This is a genomic window from Nostoc sp. FACHB-280 (assembly GCF_014697615.1).
Lineage (GTDB): Bacteria > Cyanobacteriota > Cyanobacteriia > Cyanobacteriales > Nostocaceae > Nostoc_B.
This window is the reverse complement of record NZ_JACJSD010000018.1, coordinates 127,707-145,176: the sequence shown is the minus strand read 5'-3', so window position 1 is coordinate 145,176 and position 17,470 is coordinate 127,707. Positions and strand designations below refer to the sequence as shown.

The following is a 17,470-nucleotide window of genomic DNA, read 5'->3' as shown; positions in this document are numbered from 1 at the left end:
GAGATATTCAGAAATTAATCGAATCTGCTGGTGCTAAGTTAATTTATTTACCCCCATATTCTCCTGATTTTTCTCCTATCGAAAATTGTTGGTCAAAAATTAAAAACATACTACGTTCTATTAGAGCAAGAACTTATTCTGATTTAGCGAAAGCGATTGAAAATGCTTTTAGCCAAGTCTCATTAAATGACATTTATAATTGGTTTACACATTCTTGTTACTGCACCTCACCAGAGTAGAAAACGCTATATCTCTATTCTAGGTCATAGTCGCTTTAGTATTTCTCAGTAAATTAATATAGACTATAAACCTTTGCTATTCCCCAAAAAATTAAGTTTGTTTCTACAATCAAACGGGCTGTTATTTCTGGGTATACAGTTTGTAGATAGTTAAATAATAAAGTGCGATCGCCTCCTTTAATCGCCACTTTACTATTAGGATATAAATCCCTCCAAGCTGTCATAAAATCTTTGACTCCGGCTAACAAGGTGTAGATAACTCCACTTTGAATTGCTTCTGGGGTATTAAGTGCAAAACGTGATGGCAAAGAGATGATATTTTGCGTTTCTAACTGTGGTAATTGACTGGTTTTTTGACCTAAAGTGGCAAATTGTAAACCTAGCCCTGGCAAAATTGCACCGCCAACTAAATTCTGTAGACTATCTGCACCTGTAAAAGTGAGTGCGGTTCCAGCATCAATTACTAATATGGGAAATCCCAACTTTATCCCCGCACCCCACAAAGCTAAAGCGCGGTCAATTCCTAATGTGGGATAGGTATTTTTTAAAGGTACATTCTCTAAGGTAATTACTTTGACATTGGGGTAACTTTGCCAAAGTGCGGTTTGACTGGGAACAACGGAAGCAATTACCAGGGGAAGAGGACTAGGAAGGGTAAAAATCTTGGCTGGAAACTCATCTAAGGTTCGACCGTTACCCAACTGCTGTATAACTGAATCAGGTAGATAGTCTGTATTCCATGTACAGTCAAGGGTTTCGCCTACGAATAACCCCCAATGCAGTCGGGAATTACCTATCTCCAAAGCCAGCCAAGGTTTATGTATATTCATACCACCCGAACGATTAAAATCGCGGCTATACAAACAAAGTCCGTCCAGGCGGACTATCTTAAAGCCCGTCCAATCGGGTTTAGTTTGTATAGCCCCAGACTTTAGTCTGAGGGCTACGTGCTGAATTTGCAAGCTTTGTTCTTGTAGCTGCGACTCTAATGGTTAGCGCCAGATTTCAATATACGCGGTTTTACTCTTTTGATTTTTTTAAGACAACTATAGGTTTTTTAATAAAAATTTACATTTGAACCGTGTCAAAATAGAACAAGCGGAATAAATACTCATTGTGTTTGAGAGGGGATTTATGGTATCGCTCACCGAGAAAACGGAAAAACGGCTGACAATACGAACTGAGGAAATTTCTCAAGATACGACGGCAATTCGCTCTCTAGATTGGGATCGCGATCGCTTTGATATTGAGTTTGGTTTACAAAATGGTACTACCTACAACTCATTTTTGATTCGCGGTGAGCAGATTGCCTTAGTTGATACCTCCCATGAGAAATTCCGTCAGCTGTATTTTGATACGCTCACAGGGTTGATTAATCCTCAAGATATCAATTATTTGATTGTCAGCCACACTGAGCCAGACCACAGTGGATTAGTGAAAGATTTGTTACAAATGGCTCCAGAAATTACCGTTGTGGCTTCCAAAGTCGCAATTCAATTTTTGGAAGATTTGGTACATCAGCCATTTAAACGGCAGATTGTCAAAAATGGCGATCGCTTAGATTTGGGTAAAGGTCACGAGATAGAATTTGTCATTGCGCCTAACTTACATTGGCCGGACACCATTTTCAGTTTTGACCATCAAACCCAAACTCTGTTTACCTGCGATGCTTTCGGAATGCACTATTGCTCCGAAGCCACTTTTGACGAAGACTTAAAAACTATTGAAGCTGATTTTAAATATTACTATGAGTGCCTGATGGGGCCAAATTCACGCTCGGTACTGTCTGCAATGAAGCGGATGGGCGAATTGCCTGGGATTAAAATGATTGCGACAGGTCACGGGCCGTTACTTTATCACAACGTTGAAGAACTAACCGCGCGTTACCGCAAGTGGAGCCAGAACCAAGCCAAACCAGAAACTACCGTTGGTGTATTCTACGTTTCAGAATACGGTTATAGCGATCGCCTTGCCCAATCAATTATCAACGGTATCAGCAAAACTGACGTAGCTGTAGAAGTAATAGATTTGGGTTCAGCTACAGATTTACAAGAATTGCGCGAACTAGTTGGGCGTTGTTCCGGGATAGTCATTGGTGCGCCGCCATCTGCTGGTGATACCATTGCTCAAGCCGCACTCAGTACTGTGTTAGGCTCGGCTAAAGAGAAACAAGCCATTGGTATATTTGAAACTGCTGGCGGTAATGATGAACCGACTTACCCCCTGTTGAACAAATTCCGGGCGTTGGGACTACATATCGCATTCCCAGTAATTCAACTTAGCGAAACACCCAGCGAAAATATTTACAAGCAGTGTGAAGAAGCAGGCACAGACTTAGGACAGTGGGTAACACGCGATCGCAGTATCAAAGCGATGAAGTCTCTAGGTGCAGACTTAGATAAAGCCCTTGGTAGACTCAGTGGCGGATTGTATATTATTACCGCCAAAAAAGGCGACGTATCCAGTGCGATGTTAGCTTCTTGGGTAGCGCAAGCCAGCTTCAAACCCTTGGGTTTTTCCATTGCAGTTGCTAAAGACCGGGCGATTGAATCCTTAATGCAAGTAGGCGATCGCTTTGTGTTAAACGTCTTAGAAGAAGGCAATTATCAAACCCTCATGCGCCACTTCCTCAAACGGTTCGCCCCCGGTGCAGACCGCTTTGCAGGTGTGCGAACCCAACCCGCCGAAGATGGTACACCCATCCTCGCCGACGCTTTAGCATACATGGAATGCGAAGTCGTCAGCCGGATGGACTGTGGCGACCACTGGGCGGTATACAGCACAGTGAATGGCGGCCGAGTTTCCAAACCTGAATCACTGACAGCTGTGCATCATCGCAAAGTAGGAAATCACTACTAAAAACGAAGTAAAAAGTAAAAAGGTAAAAGGCAAAAAAAGTTTATTCTTTTTTATTTTTACCTTTTACTTTGAATCACTATTTATTCTCTTTTTAATTTCAAAAATTATGCCAAATACTAAACCGCGTGACGTGCAGATACTACCAATTGCTACCGATACAACTGTAATGCGATCGCGCAGTTGGGCAAGGTTAAGATTTGAAATTGAATATGCTTTAGCCAAAGGAACTACGGCTAACTCTTATTTAATTCAAGCAGATAAAATTGCTTTGATTGACCCGCCTGGGGAGACTTTCACGCAAATTTATTTGGATGCGTTGCAAAAGCGCATTGATGTCACAGCAATTGATTATGTCATTCTCGGTCACATCAACCCTAACCGCGCCGCTACTTTAAAAGCTTTATTAGAAATTGCACCCCAAATTACCTTTGTTTGTTCTAACCCAGGGGCGATCAATTTACGCGGTGCTTTAGAAAATCCAGACTTACCAATTATCGTCATGCGGGGGGAAGAAACCCTAGATTTGGGTAAGGGACATAACCTGCAATTCATTCCCACACCCAACCCCCGCTACGCTGATGAACTCTGCACCTACGACCCCCAAACCGAAATTCTCTACACAGATAAGTTATTTGGGGCGCATATCTGCGGCGACCAAGTATTAGATGAAGGTTGGGAAATTATTAACGAAGACCGCCGTTATTATTATGACTGCCTCATGGCTCCCCACGCGCGGCAGGTGGAAACAGCGTTAGAAAAACTGGCAGATTTTCCCGCACGTTTGTATGCTACTGGACACGGGCCTTTAGTACGTTACGGCTTAATTGAGCTAACTAAAGCTTATCGCCAATGGAGTCAACAGCAAACCTCGGCTGACTTGACAGTAGCATTAATTTATGCTTCGGCGTATGGGAATACTGCAACTTTAGCCCAAGCGATCGCTCGTGGCATCACAAAAGCTGGTGTGGCGGTAGAATCAATTAACTGCGAATTTACTGAACCAGAAGAAGTCCGCGCGGCTGTGGAAAAGTCGGCTGGTTTTGTCATGGGTTCGCCAACTTTGGGCGGTCACGCACCCACACCTGTGCAAACAGCGTTAGGGATTGTTCTCTCCACCGCCACGAATAATAAACTAGCGGGTGTGTTTGGTTCCTTTGGTTGGAGTGGTGAAGCTGTTGATTTAATTGAAAGCCGACTCAAAGATGCTGGCTATCGCTTCGGGTTTGATACTATCCGCGTTAAATTTAAACCCGACGATGCAACTCTGCAATTGTGTGAAGAAGCCGGAACCGACTTTGCTCAAGCATTGAAGAAAGCCAAAAAAGTGCGATCGCAAAGTGTCCCCGCGACCAATGTTGAACAAGCAGTTGGGCGCATTGTTGGTTCCTTGTGTGTGCTGACAGCCAAACAAGAAGATAGAGCCAGTGCTATGTTAGCCTCATGGGTAGCCCAAGCCAGCTTTAATCCACCGGGGTTAACTATCGCCGTTGCTAAAGAACGGGCAGTAGAACCACTGACTCACTCTGGTAATGAATTTATCCTGAATATTCTTAAAGAGGGTAATCACATAGGGTTGATGAAACATTTCCTCAAACCCTTCGGCCCTGGTGAAGACCGATTTGCAGGTGTCGCCACACAAGAAAGTACAAATGGTTCTCCGATTTTGGCTGATGCTTTAGCTTACTTGGAGTGTAAAGTGCAGCACCGGATGGAATCGGGCGACCACTGGTTAGTTTATGCCACTGTGGAAAACGGTAAGGTGTTGAATCAAGATGGTGTGACTGCGGTGCATCATCGCAAGTCAGCTACACATTATTAAGTACTGAATCCTGTTCACTGAGCAAAGTCGAAGTGAACAGGATTCAGCACTTTTTTGGTAAGAATTATTATGGGTAAGCCAAGGTAAGAATTACACCTTGGCTTTAATTAATTATTCAGCAGGTGACTCTTCTGAAACTGCTTCTGAGTCTGTTTCTGGTTCTGATTTAACCACTGGAGGTTTAACCGGTTTTGGCCCACGCGCTAAAGCAGGATTAACTGGCGGTTTAACTTCATCCTTCGCTGTACCTTTTTTTCTTTTGCCAGAGGAGCGATTGTCTCTAGAATTGGAGCGTTTAGGATGAGATTCAATAGAAGGCGCAGAATCAGAATTTTCTGAATTGTTGTCGGTATTTGCTTGGGCTTGACGTTCCGATTTCTTAATTGGGCGTTCTACCATTGTTAATTGTTAAAAATTTACTTGTATGGTGCATCGGTTTGATAATTATCAAACTGATGATCAGGAATGTTTCTGGGTTTTGTTGTGACTTAAAATTAACTAAGTATAAATACTTAAATATTCTTAATTTTGAAAGACACCTTACAATATTAGCGCATCGGTGCAGGCTGTGTTAATGCAGTAATCTACTATCCAGCTCTAAACTCATCATATAGCAGAAGGCAGAAGGCAGGAGGCAGAAGGCAGGAGGAAACGTCTTACTATTCGTGCATTCAAGCTTTCAAATTGTCCTAACCTAACATATCTGACGGCTGCTATAAATTCCAAAAATTGCTTACTGCCCTAGTGCGATCGCATCATCTAAACCCACTGGACGTAATCGGTAAAAAATGCTCTTGTCAAACTGCACACGTTCAAAGGATTGATGCAGATTGATTGTAGTTTCGCCGCTACCCAAAAATAAATAACCATCTGGGTTTAATTGCTGTCTAACTTTGGTGAGTAAACTTTTCTTAGTATTGATATCAAAATAAATTAAAACGTTCCGCAGCATAATAATATCCATCTGGGGTAAAACTGCCCAAGGATGTATAAGGTTCATCTGATGAAATTCGATTTTCTGCCGAATTTCATCTTGGATTTGCCATTCATTATCTAATAATCTAAAATACCGATCGCGCAAATTTTTCGGCAGTCCACGTTTAATTTCTAATTGGTTATAACGCCCAGCCTTCGCCCGTTCTAAGACTTTCCCAGAAAAGTCACTAGCGATAATTTTAACAGACCAATTCGCTAATAAAGGAAAATATTCTCGCAGGAGAATGGCAATACTATAAGGTTCTTGTCCATGCGAGCAAGCTGCACACCAAATATTAAGCGATCGCTCAATGCGTCGTTTTTTAATTAACTCTGGCAATACCAATTGTTTCAAAGCTTCAAAGGGATAAGTATCGCGGAAAAATGAAGTTTCGTTAGTAACTAATGCCTCAATTGTTTGGATATGTAAATCACTCACAGGCTGATGCCGCAAATGAGCAACTAATTCAGTAATAGTGTCAAATCCAGCCGCTTCCGCAATTGGCTGCAAATGTAATTCTGCTAAATAAGTTTTATCGCCATCTAACACCACGGCTGAATGCTGATGAACTAATTGCCGCAAATAGTCAAAATCCCCAGTAGAGATCCTCACTGTCTGTTTCATAACAGACCTAACCTAGGAACAGAATTGACACGCTGCATAATTTCATCTGCCATTTTTTCCAGGGGAACAACTTGATTGGCTAGTCCAGCATTCACCACAAAACCGGGCATTCCCCAAACTACACTACTTGCTTCGTCTTGTGCTAGTACTTGTCCGCCAGCTTCTCGGATACATTTACAGCCATACAAGCCATCTTGACCCATACCTGTCAGCATAACTGCGATCGCACCTGCACCGTAAACTTGGGCAACTGAACGCAACAAAACATCCACTGAAGGGCGACAGGAATTTTCTGGGGGTGCTTGATGAATAGCTAAACGCACCTTTGTTCCCTCCCGTTGCACAATCAGATGGAAATCTCCTGGTGCCAACCACACCTGGCCAGCAGCCAATTCCCCACCATCAACTCCTTCCCTGACAAGAAGTTGACACTTAGAAGATAATCTTTCGGCTAGTAACTTTGTAAACATCGGCGGCATGTGTTGGACAATCAAAATGGGAACGGGAAAATCGGCAGATATCTTACTCAGTAATTCAGCCAGCGCATTCGGCCCTCCGGTTGAAACTCCAATTGCTACCACATTTACTGGTGCTTTTTTGCTAGGGATGGGCAGAACAACACCAGAAGCTTGATGAGTTGGAGATAATGCCGCTATTCCTGCGCCAAATAGTTTAATTTTGGGAATTAATTCTTGGCGGATATGTTCATTGGCAGCCTCTACACTCCCCAGATTACTGGGTTTGGTGGCATAATCTGAAGCACCCAAAGAAAGAGCTTCTAAAGTAGTAGCCGCACCAGTATATGTGGCGGTACTGAACATAATTACTGGTAAATTGGGATAAATTGGTCGGAGGGCAGCCAGGGTTTCTAAACCGTTCATGTCTGGCATTTCCACATCTAAGAGAACAACATCAGGGTTGACTTGCGGAATTCTGCCCAAGGCAATGCGACCATTCGCCGCAACTCCCACTACTTCTAGTTGCGGGTCACTGGATAAAATTTTACTGACGCGACTGCGAACTAATACCGCATCATCCACAACTAATACCCGAATTTTTGGCATGGTGTAGTTTTAAGAACAAGAGTTAAAAGTCTCACGCAAAGGCGCATACTTCGACCCTTCGACAGGCTCAGGGCGGCGCTGCGCTCAGTAAGCAAAGGCGCAAAGAGTAAAGAAACTAGCCCCTAGCCCCTTTTTTCAATACTTAAACTGCGTGACAACTTTTTGCAAATCTACAGCCATCCTGGCTAATTCATTGGCGGCGGCGGAAGTGTTACTGGCTCCGATGGTGGTGGTTTGAGCATTGAGAGCGACAATACCGATACTTTTGGCAATATCGGTGGTACCTTGGGCGGCTTCGGCTATGTTGCGGGCAATTTCGTTGGTGGTTGCTGTTTGTTCTTCTACAGCACTGGCGATGGTGCTTTGCAGGTCGTTAATTTGCTGGATAATCTCAGTAATTTGACTGATGGCGGTCATCGCACTTTTGGTATCAGTTTGAATGGCTTCGATGCGTTGACTAATATCTTCAGTGGCGTTAGCTGTTTGTTTGGCGAGTTCTTTGACTTCGTTGGCAACAACAGCAAATCCTCTCCCTGCATCTCCGGCTCTGGCGGCTTCGATGGTGGCGTTGAGGGCGAGTAAGTTGGTTTGCTGGGCAATGGATGTAATAACTTTAATGACTTTGCCAATTTCAAGGCTACTTTGACCGAGTTTATCTATTGTATCATTGGTGCGATCGGCGGTTTTAACAGCTTGATTGGCGACTTTTGCACCTTCAGCGACAGTTTTGGCAATTTCTCGAATGCTGGCATCCATTTCCTCTACTGCTGTCACTACTGTGATGCTATTTTGATTGACTTGTTCGGCTGAGGCGGAGGCGGAAGTTGCTTGTTCGGCGGTTTGTTTGGCGTTTTCTGTCATTTCTTTGCTGACGGCGGTGAGTTCTTCTGCGGAGGATGCAACGGCTGTGGCTACATCTGCCATTTGCTTGATAGAAGAACGCAAACGACTAATCATTTGATTGGCATTATCTGTTAGTTGCTGAAATTCTCCGGCATTTTCGGCTGCAATGTGCTGGGATAAGTTGCCTTGAGCAACGACAAGGGTAACATCTTGTATACTTTGAATCTGCTCGGAAATGTTTGCAGACATTTGATTGATGTTGTGGAGTAATTCTTGCCAAGTACCTTTGGCACCTTTAACTACGGCTTGAGAACCTAACTTACCTTCTGTACCGATTTCTGTGGCGATGCGTGCTACTTCGTTGCTGACATTTTGGTTCAAACTCACCCATTCATTAAATGCTGTGGCAATTTCGCTTAAACCATCATCCGTAACTGCTAAACGGACTGTAAAATCTCCATTTTTGGCGGCTTTGAGGGCGGCTAGTAAAGGTTGTAGTTGTATATCTGTGGTGGTTTGATGGTTTTCTGTGGGAGATTTCGAGTTGGCTGTTTTCCCAGTCCGACTTGTCGCCATTGCCAATAGCTCCTAAATGATTTTAACGTTGAGAATTTTTTCAGTGTCAACAACTAACAAAAACCCTGCTGCTAGTGGGTAAGCTCCTGCCAGTATGTCACGCATTCTACCTTTTAAGCTGGCGGGTGGCGGTTGAAAGGTGTTTTCGGGAAACTCTAAGACATCGCCAACATCATCAACCAGTAAACTCACTATCTCATGATCAGAAGATACAACGATATTAAACCCCGGCGATGCTTCTGGTTGAAGGTTCCGCCTAGCAGGTTCACCCATATCTAAGCGTTGTTGCAAGTCGATGACGGTAATAATTTGTCCACGCAAGTTAATTAACCCACAAATATCTGGCGGTGTTAAAGGTACAGGAGTTATGGCTTGGGGACGAATGACTTCTTGAACATGGCGTACATCAATGCCAAAGTAAGTTTTATTTAACCAAAAAGTGCAGAGTTGTTGTTCAACCACGATCGCTCACTTGCAACAAATAAGGGTTAACCATGTTAATCACTGCCTCTATATCTAATATTTCTGTGATTTGTCCTTGAATCACAGCACAAAATAAAACTCCTGGTCTACTAGGGATACCTTTAACTGTCAGTGGTTCTTCTACAATATCAAGAATGCGCTCCACAACTAAGCCCACACTCAATCCGGCTTGGGGAGAAACAATCACTAATTGCAGTTTTTCGGTTTCTTTATTTGGGGTTGGCTGCTGACTCGGAAAGATTTTTTGCAGGTCAATTATAGGTAAAATTTTGCCAGCAGTCCGCACTACATCTTGATTACCGACTTTTTCAATCGCAGTAGAGGGAATTTCTTCTAAGCGAAAAGCGATCGCTACGGGAATACCCATCAATGCGCCTTGCGGCCCTTGAAATAGTAAAATTAATTGGTGTTCCTCTGTTTCTGTGGGGATGTTTGCACCAGAAATGCTGGACAATAGCTGCTGTTTTTCATACAGTCCAGCTTGTTTCGCCAAATTTACCGCATCGATAATTAATGCTACTCTGCCATCGCCCATAATTGTCGCACCCATAAACACAGATATAGCTTGCAACTGTTTACCTAAAGGTTTAACCACAATATCTTGAATGTCTTCCACTGCGTCTACAACTAGTCCAAATTGGTAGTTGTCGGCTTGGATAACTACTAGGACTAGTGCTGGACACTGAGCGAAGTCGAAGTGTGAGTGCTGGACACTGAGCGTTCGCGCAGCGTCTCCGACAGGAGAAGTCGAAGTGTGAGTGCTGAGTGCTGAGTGGGATGTGTTTGTAGGGTGTAGGACTTGATTAAGGTTAACTAGGGGGATGAGATTTCCTCGCAGGGGGTATACGGGTACGTCGTAGAATGTTTCAATTTGTTGGAGTGCTTGCTCTGGTTCTAAGCGCACTAATTCTTGCAGGCTGGCTTGGGGGATGGCGTAGCGATCGCCGTTACTATTGACAATTAATGCTGGAATAATGGTTAATGTCAGGGGAATTTTGAGTTGAAATTTGGTTCCTTGTCCTGGCTGACTCTCAATTTCAATACTGCCGTTAATTTTATCAATATTACTTTTAACAATATCCATCCCCACGCCGCGCCCAGACAGGTTTGTGACTTGTGTGGCGGTGGAAAAGCCAGGTAAGAAAATTAAATTAATGGCTGCTGCATCGCTCATTGTCTCAGCTTGTGCCGGACTTAGTAAACCTATTTGCTGCGCCCGCATTTTCAGTTGTGTTGGCGATAAACCGCGTCCGTCATCGCTAATTTCAATGTTGACTTTGCTGTTTTCATAACAAGCTTTCAGACATATCTTACCTGCGGGTAATTTACCAGCAGCACTGCGCTCAGTTGGTGATTCTATGCCATGATCAATACAGTTGCGGACTAAATGGGTTAAGGGGTCTTTAATCGCTTCAATAATACTTTTATCAACTTCTGTATCGGCTCCTTGAATTTCGACCGTCACTTGTTTACCATGTGCGATCGCTAAATCTCGAATTACTCTGGGAAATTTTTGCCAAATTGTACTCATCGGTTGCAGGCGAGTTTTCATCACTTCTTCCTGCAATTGGCTAGTAATTAAATTTAGGCGCTGGCAAGTCGCTGTCAAGTTACTATCTTTATACCTCTGGGATAACCCTATGACTTGGTTACGGGTTAAAACCAGTTCCCCGACTAAGTTCATTAGTTGATCTAGCAAATTCACATTTACGCGAATATAAGCTGATTCTGATCCAGTGATGGTGCTGTCTTCGGTTTCTGGCGATGATGGTAATACAGTAATTACCTGTTGATTCTCTTGTAGTTTCGTTAAAGCACTAATAAGTGTAGAATAATCTGCATCGCCTTCTTGCTTGGTTGTTTGAATTTGCGATAGCAGCTGACGGATGCTATCTACAGTTTGGAGTAAGGCAGTAATAATTTGTGGTGTGACTTTAAGGTGGCGATCGCTATTAACCAATGATTGCTTTGTATCGTCACGCAAATATGATATTAAACTTTCGCCTGCATGAGCTAGTGATTCTAACTTAGGAAATGGCAAAAAGCCGCAGTTTCCTTTCAGTGTATGGAGTGAGCGATAAATTCTATCTAACGCCGCTCGGTTAACAGATGCTTTTTCTAGCTCAATAATATCGCTTTCAATTTGAGTCAAACTTTCATAGCTTTCTAAAAGAAATGCTTCTAGATCATCGTTGTCAATTTCTGTTAACTCCATTGGATTCAGAGATGATAAACCTATATCTTTTGTCTTAATTTTAATATTTTTTAAATCAATAGATATATTTCGCAAGTAAGATGCTCACATTAGTTAATGCTGAAAAGATAATGGTTATCTGTTTCAGCAATCAAATCTACAATATGCAATGTCCCCGTTGTCATTCAACTCAAACAGCTAAGAATGGTCGTCGTAAAAACAGACAATGCTACAAGTGTAAACATTGTGGTCGTCAGTTTCTTGAAACTTACCATTCTTGGAGCTATTCAAATGATATCAAGCAACTGTGCTTAAAAATGTATTTCAAGGGGATGAGCCTACGAGAAATTGAACGTGTCACAGAGATTCACCACACAACGGTTTTACACTGGTTACGCCAAGCTCAGTCAACCAGAGATAGTGTTGCCAAAATCTAACAAGTTTGACAAAAGTATCCTCAAGGTAGCATTATAGTTTCAGCACTATATGTCGCTTGAGGGTATGTTGATTTTTTTGAAAAAGTATAAAAACAGTTTATATAAAAATTAAAAATAATTGCAAAAGTCTGCGTTTTATTTAACAAGATTGATAGGCGAAATTACAAATTTACAATAAAGAAATATAAGCAAATGAATTTTTCAGGAACAGGCTGATGAGCTTAGTGTTAATTATTGATGATGCGGCTTTTTCTCGCAGGATGATTCGGAAGTTTTTGCAAGTAGATGGTTATGAAATATTAGAAGCAAGCAATGGACGTGAAGGATTAGAAATCGTTCATCAATCTCAGCCTAATTGTGTGTTGGCTGATTTACTCATGCCCGATATGAATGGGTTTGAATTTCTCCAGGCTTTGCAAGATGAAGGTTTAAAAATTCCCACAATTATCATTTCCGCAGATATTCAAGAAAGCGCCCGCAATCAAAGTTACAGCTTAGGTGCAGTTAACTTTATTAATAAACCACCCAAAGAACAAGAATTACGCGCAGCAGTGCAGCAAGCTATTAACACTAAGGAATAGATATGCCATGAATGTGACAGCAGATCAACTAGATGCCTTACAAGAATTAATCAATATTGGAGTTGGTCGAGCCGCTAGTCTACTCAATGAAATGGTGGATTCCCACATTCACTTAGAAATTCCTTTTGTAAAAATTTTAACAGCAACAGCAGCTTATCAAGAATTAAATGGCCGATTTCATGATGCGAGCTTAGCATCAGTCAAACTAAACTTTACAGGCTCATTTTATGGCACTGCTGGATTAATTTTTCCTACAGAAAGTGCCTCAGCATTAGTGTCAGTTTTGACTGGGGAAGAACCAGGTTCAGATGATTTAGATGCAGTAAAAATTGGCACTCTTACTGAAGTAGGTAATATTGTGATTAATGGCGTTATGGGTTCTATTAGTAATGTGTTAAAGCAACACATGAATTACGCTTTGCCTGTATATTTAGAAGATAAAATTGATAATTTATTATTACCTGCTAATGCCAGTGAGGCGACAAAAATTTTACTAGCGCAAGCTCGGTTTACAATAGCACAATTAGAACTAATTGGTGATATTATTTTAATTTTTGAAGTGGGAACATTTGATGCGTTAATCCATGTGATTGATGAAGAAATATCCCTCTTGGCGGATAATTCCTATTAGGTTGAACTAGCACCAAATAAAAACAGTGTGAGCAGATGAACAGAATTGAGCAAGCCCAAGAAAAATATAGCTTGTTAGACCAAATTCCGTTGGGAACTTTTGTATTAGATTCGGAACACACCGTTTTATTTTGGAATTGCGCTTTAGAAGAATGGACAAAAATCCCTAGATATCAAATTTTAGGCAACTCGATTAAAAATTATTTTCCCCATTTGCATCAACCTCGTTATGCTATTCGCCTCAAGCAAATTTTTGAAGGTGGGCCGCCGACAATTTTTTCTTCACAACTGCATCAATATGTGATTCCTGTAGCGTTACCGCAAGATAAATACCGCATTCAACACACAACCGTAACAGCTGTACCCGCATTAGAGGGTAATGGGTTTTATGCACTGTTTTCGATTCAAGATGTGACTGATTTAACTTTTAGAGTCCAAGAATACAAGCACTTACGAGATCAAGCTTTAGCCTTAGCCGCAGAACGTCAACAAGCCAAAGAAGCCGCAGAATCAGCCAACCGCATTAAAGATGAATTTCTAGCAATAGTTTCTCATGAACTGCGATCGCCCCTCAATCCGATTTTGGGTTGGGCAAAACTACTTCGCAAACGCACCCTCAACGAAGCCGCCAGTCTTCGCGCCTTAGAAACCATCGAACGCAACGCCGAATTACAGGTACAACTAATTGACGATTTATTAGATATCTCTCGCATTCTGCGCGGTAAATTATCACTGAATCTAGAAAATGTTAACCTCGCTTCGACCATTAAAGCAGCCTTAGAAACAGTGCATTTGGCCGCAGAAGCCAAATCAATCCAAATTCAACTGCATCTTGATGCCAACATAGGACAGGTAAAAGGTGATAGTGGTCGTCTGCAACAAATTGTTTGGAATTTGTTATCTAACGCTGTTAAATTTACCCCAGACGGCGGCCAAGTGAATGTGTACTTAACCCAAGCTGGTTCCCAAGCCCAAATCCAAATTCAGGATACAGGTAAAGGTATTAGTGGGGAATTTTTACCTTATGTATTTGAATACTTTCGTCAAGCAGATAGCAGCATCACTCGCAGATCAGGGGGGCTAGGGCTAGGCTTGGCAATTGTCCGCCAATTAGTTGAGTTACATGGTGGCAGAGTTTGGGCGGAAAGTCCAGGGGAAGGACAAGGCGCAACATTTACAGTTTGTTTACCAGCCCAGCCACCAAATCAAGAATTAGTCATAGCCGAAAAAAAATTAGTGGGCAATTCCTATCCCTTCTCCCTGATTTCTCAGCCCCTGGAAGGCATCAAGCTGTTAATTGTGGATGATGATGTCGATACAAGGGAATTTATGGCATTTTTTTTGGAACAGCAAGGAGCCATCGTCACCACAGCTGCATCTGCTCATGCAGCCTGGGAAGCCATTGCACAGTCGCCCCCAGATTTACTCTTAAGTGATTTGGGGATGCCCGATGTTGATGGCTATGCGTTGATTCGCAAGGTGCGATCGCTTCCTGCTAATCAAGGTGGTACAATTCCTGCGATCGCCCTTACTGCTTACGCTGCCGAGACAACACAACAACTAGTCTTCGCCGCCGGATTTCAACTGCACATCGCCAAACCCGCCGATCCTGCCAAATTAATCACCGCCATTGCTGGACTCATTCATAAGTAAGACTGATGACCAAGGTTGTTTGTTCAGACTGGGTGTGAGGGTATTTGCTCACCTACATTCCTACGGGAAAAACCCTTGATTCTTCATCTCACAGCGTAAGACCTCATCGCATTACCTCTGCCAAAATCTTAAATTAATCCCTCTAGCGCGACGGAAGCGGCGAGTTGGTCTTCTTTTTTGTTGTTTAGTGGATCTTTCACCGACTGTTTCCTCTCCCTCGATTAAACTTTGCACTGGAAGCTGAGTTCTGGTTTCTTCTTTGCTGCCCCACCAAGCAATAATCCAACCGCCACCAATAGCACCTATTCCCCCCAACAAAATACTCATCGGTGCTGAATAGCCCAACCACACAAAGCCCAGCAAAAACAATAACCAATATTTCAGCCCAGCATCAATACCATCAGAAGAGGCTATGGTTGGTGCTTGGGGACTAGTTTTACTAGCATTGGTAAGCCAGCCCAAGCTAAATCCACCGAGAATGCCCAAGAAAATACTCAAGGAGGCAGGGGAACCTGTCAATATCAAGATGAAGGTTAAAAATGACCCAAAAATTAATTGAGAGATAAAGTCAGGGGTGAAATTAAATAAGTTGTTATTTTTCGCCATGAGTTTACTAAGGGTGTAAAGGTATAGGGGTGTACTTCGACTGCGCCCTTCGGCCAAGCTCAGGACAAGCTCAGTAACCAGGGGGTAGGGGTAGGGAGAAAATTTTTACAAATACCTTTTACCCCCTTGCCCTTTAAACCCTTTTCTCGCGCAGAAGTTTTAATTGTGCCTCGTTTGCTTGAGTTGTATCCCAAGTATGGACGTAAGGTGTTTCTGCTGCACTAAAAGTTTCCACTTGCTTGAGTTGTGATGCTAATAAATCTACCGTAGCATCAGCAATATCACCAGTACGATTAATCAGACGTTCTCGAATTACTTCTACAGGCGCTGTACAGTGAACAATTTGCAGAGGCAGTTGGTACTGTTGCGCTTGGGAAATAGCTTCTTGTCGCTGTTGTTGTCGGTCATACTTAGCATCTAAAATCACCGTGAAACCTTGATTAGCTAGTATAGTTCCCAAGTTTAACAACCGTGCATAAGTTTTTTGCGTCATTTCCGGCGTATACAAATCATCACCACCCCGTTCCGCCAAAGAAATGCCCCCCAAATGCTTCCGCACCGCATCAGAGCGAATATGAATTGCGTTCAATTGTCGTGCCAAATATTTTGCGGTTGTACTCTTCCCTGAACCCGACAAGCCCGACATTAAAATTAGGCTTCCTTGTTGGGGTTGAGTATATTCCCAAGCCAGCTTGTAATATTTGGCTGCGGTTTGTGATGCTTCTTGTTTAACTTCTGCTGGTACGCCAGGATCATCTAATAAAAATGACGTGACTTTCGCCCGGACATAAGACTGCCGATTTAAATATATAGGTAATACCTCTAAGCCTTCCCAACCGCCAGTCTGCTCTAAATAGGTATTTAAATAAGCATTACTCAAGTCTGGACGTGCTTGCGCTTCTAAATCCATCACTGCATAAGCAATATCGAACATGACATCGACAAAGCGAAACGGTTCGTTAAACTCTATGCAATCAAATAAGAGAATTTTATCTTGCCATAAACAAATATTCCGCAGGTGTAAGTCACCATGACATTCTCGAATGCGGTGATTTTGCATTCTTTTGTGAAATAATTCTTGTCTTTCGGCAAAAAATTTATCGGTATAAGCTTTGCTGTCATCAAATTGCTGTTGTGTCTGGGGGCCGCCGATATATTTTTCCGTTTGCTCGTAGTTTTCATCAAACGCTGCCCTTATTTGTGGAACTTCGCCAAAACTGCGAATATAATCATTTGTCTCGGTTTTAGCATGATACTGCGCTACAACCCGACCCAATTCTTCTACATGCGCTTCATTTAACTTGCCTTGGGCAAACAAGTTACTTAATAGTGTTTCTTGGGGAAACTCGCGCATTTTGAGTACATACTCGACAGGCTCACCTGCGCCGCCTAAATGATATTTTTCGCCTTCTTGGGTGATGGGTAAAACTTCTAAATATAATTCAGCCGCACCCCGTTGATTGAGTCGTAATTCTTCCTGACAAAAATGCTGTCGTTTCTCCAAAGTAGAAAAATCCAAAAACCCAAAATTCACTGGTTTTTTCAGCTTGTAGGCATAGTCTCCCGTCAACAGCACATAAGAAACGTGGGTTTGGCTGAGTCGAATTGGTTCTGTTACAGGGTGAGGATAAAATTCAGGCTGTAACATCTGCTGAATTAAAGGTGGAAGAGTGGCTTCTGTCATGTTTTTCTGGTAGAGGCTAGGAAAGAATGATTTTTTTATAGTTAGAGACTAGAGGCTAGGGGCTAGAACGAAGGAAAAAGATATGTTTATGTTTGTGAAAAAACTAACCTCTAAGTTCTAACCTTTAAGAGGATATCTGAAAACTTTTTGGTGTTGTATTTAAGACTCGTAGATCCCCCTAAATCCCCCTTAAAAAGGGGGA

Annotated in this window: 16 protein-coding genes; 7 read left to right on the top strand and 9 right to left on the bottom strand. The window is 42.4% G+C overall.

Translation table 11 applies throughout. The features are described from left to right. The coding region (locus H6G75_RS15415; protein WP_190978840.1) for a transposase at nucleotides 1–239 on the top strand (239 nt) is incomplete at its 5' end. A 53-nt stretch (nucleotides 240–292) separates the two neighbouring features. On the opposite strand, the gene H6G75_RS15410 is transcribed toward H6G75_RS15415, so the two are convergent. After that, nucleotides 293–1,069 (bottom strand): pantothenate kinase, encoded by a 777-nt coding sequence (locus H6G75_RS15410; protein ID WP_190980911.1) that lies wholly within the window; start codon nucleotides 1,067–1,069, stop codon nucleotides 293–295. Nucleotides 1,070–1,373: 304 nt separating this feature from the next. Here H6G75_RS15410 and H6G75_RS15405 point away from each other — a divergent pair, with 304 nt between their 5' ends. Both H6G75_RS15405 and H6G75_RS15400 read left to right on the top strand, forming a co-directional pair. After that, complete coding sequence (locus tag H6G75_RS15405) at nucleotides 1,374–3,098, top strand: diflavin flavoprotein (RefSeq protein WP_190980905.1); 1,725 nt, start codon at nucleotides 1,374–1,376, stop codon at nucleotides 3,096–3,098. Nucleotides 3,099–3,204: 106 nt separating this feature from the next. Then, nucleotides 3,205–4,917, top strand: a complete 1,713-nt coding sequence (locus tag H6G75_RS15400) for a diflavin flavoprotein (RefSeq protein ID WP_190980904.1) — start codon at nucleotides 3,205–3,207, stop codon at nucleotides 4,915–4,917. Nucleotides 4,918–5,028: 111 nt separating this feature from the next. Here H6G75_RS15400 and H6G75_RS15395 read toward each other — a convergent pair whose 3' ends face one another. The 6 genes from H6G75_RS15395 to H6G75_RS15370 all read right to left on the bottom strand — a co-directional run bounded on the left by H6G75_RS15395 (nucleotide 5,029) and on the right by H6G75_RS15370 (nucleotide 11,698). After that, on the bottom strand, nucleotides 5,029–5,316 hold the full coding sequence (locus tag H6G75_RS15395; RefSeq protein WP_190980903.1) for a hypothetical protein: 288 nt from the start codon (nucleotides 5,314–5,316) through the stop codon (nucleotides 5,029–5,031). 334 nt (nucleotides 5,317–5,650) lie between these two features. Then, entirely contained in the window at nucleotides 5,651–6,517 is an 867-nt protein-coding gene (locus H6G75_RS15390; RefSeq protein ID WP_190980902.1) for a protein-glutamate O-methyltransferase CheR, read from the bottom strand. Further along, a complete protein-coding gene (locus tag H6G75_RS15385; protein ID WP_190980901.1) occupies nucleotides 6,514–7,581 on the bottom strand; it encodes a chemotaxis response regulator protein-glutamate methylesterase in 1,068 nt (355 codons plus the stop codon). The genes H6G75_RS15390 and H6G75_RS15385 overlap by 4 nt, the downstream gene beginning before the upstream one ends. A 135-nt stretch (nucleotides 7,582–7,716) precedes the next feature. Continuing rightward, entirely contained in the window at nucleotides 7,717–9,000 is a 1,284-nt protein-coding gene (locus H6G75_RS15380) for a methyl-accepting chemotaxis protein (RefSeq protein ID WP_190980900.1), read from the bottom strand. A gap of 12 nt (nucleotides 9,001–9,012) precedes the next feature. Continuing rightward, nucleotides 9,013–9,462: a chemotaxis protein CheW gene (locus H6G75_RS15375; RefSeq protein WP_190589497.1), complete on the bottom strand. Its 450-nt coding sequence runs from the start codon at nucleotides 9,460–9,462 to the stop codon at nucleotides 9,013–9,015. Continuing rightward, nucleotides 9,455–11,698, bottom strand: a complete 2,244-nt coding sequence (locus H6G75_RS15370) for a chemotaxis protein CheA (RefSeq protein WP_190980910.1) — start codon at nucleotides 11,696–11,698, stop codon at nucleotides 9,455–9,457. Before H6G75_RS15370 ends, H6G75_RS15375 begins: the two co-directional genes overlap by 8 nt. A 143-nt stretch (nucleotides 11,699–11,841) precedes the next feature. Here H6G75_RS15370 and H6G75_RS15365 point away from each other — a divergent pair, with 143 nt between their 5' ends. The 4 genes from H6G75_RS15365 (at nucleotide 11,842) to H6G75_RS15350 (ending at nucleotide 14,978) form a co-directional block, all read left to right on the top strand. Continuing rightward, nucleotides 11,842–12,114 carry an IS1 family transposase gene (locus H6G75_RS15365; protein ID WP_190980899.1) on the top strand — a complete coding sequence of 91 codons (273 nt, stop codon included), beginning with the start codon at nucleotides 11,842–11,844 and terminating at the stop codon, nucleotides 12,112–12,114. Nucleotides 12,115–12,329: 215 nt separating this feature from the next. Continuing rightward, complete coding sequence (locus H6G75_RS15360) at nucleotides 12,330–12,695, top strand: PleD family two-component system response regulator (protein ID WP_190980898.1); 366 nt, start codon at nucleotides 12,330–12,332, stop codon at nucleotides 12,693–12,695. Between the two features lie 7 nt (nucleotides 12,696–12,702). Then, complete coding sequence (locus tag H6G75_RS15355) at nucleotides 12,703–13,326, top strand: chemotaxis protein CheC (RefSeq protein WP_190980897.1); 624 nt, start codon at nucleotides 12,703–12,705, stop codon at nucleotides 13,324–13,326. Nucleotides 13,327–13,361: 35 nt separating this feature from the next. Continuing rightward, on the top strand, nucleotides 13,362–14,978 hold the full coding sequence (locus H6G75_RS15350) for an ATP-binding protein (protein WP_190980896.1): 1,617 nt from the start codon (nucleotides 13,362–13,364) through the stop codon (nucleotides 14,976–14,978). Nucleotides 14,979–15,089: 111 nt separating this feature from the next. On the opposite strand, the gene H6G75_RS15345 is transcribed toward H6G75_RS15350, so the two are convergent. Further along, nucleotides 15,090–15,584 carry a hypothetical protein gene (locus H6G75_RS15345; RefSeq protein ID WP_190980895.1) on the bottom strand — a complete coding sequence of 165 codons (495 nt, stop codon included), beginning with the start codon at nucleotides 15,582–15,584 and terminating at the stop codon, nucleotides 15,090–15,092. 133 nt (nucleotides 15,585–15,717) lie between these two features. Then, nucleotides 15,718–17,268 carry an AAA family ATPase gene (locus H6G75_RS15340; RefSeq protein WP_190980894.1) on the bottom strand — a complete coding sequence of 517 codons (1,551 nt, stop codon included), beginning with the start codon at nucleotides 17,266–17,268 and terminating at the stop codon, nucleotides 15,718–15,720. Nucleotides 17,269–17,470 lie beyond the last annotated feature (202 nt).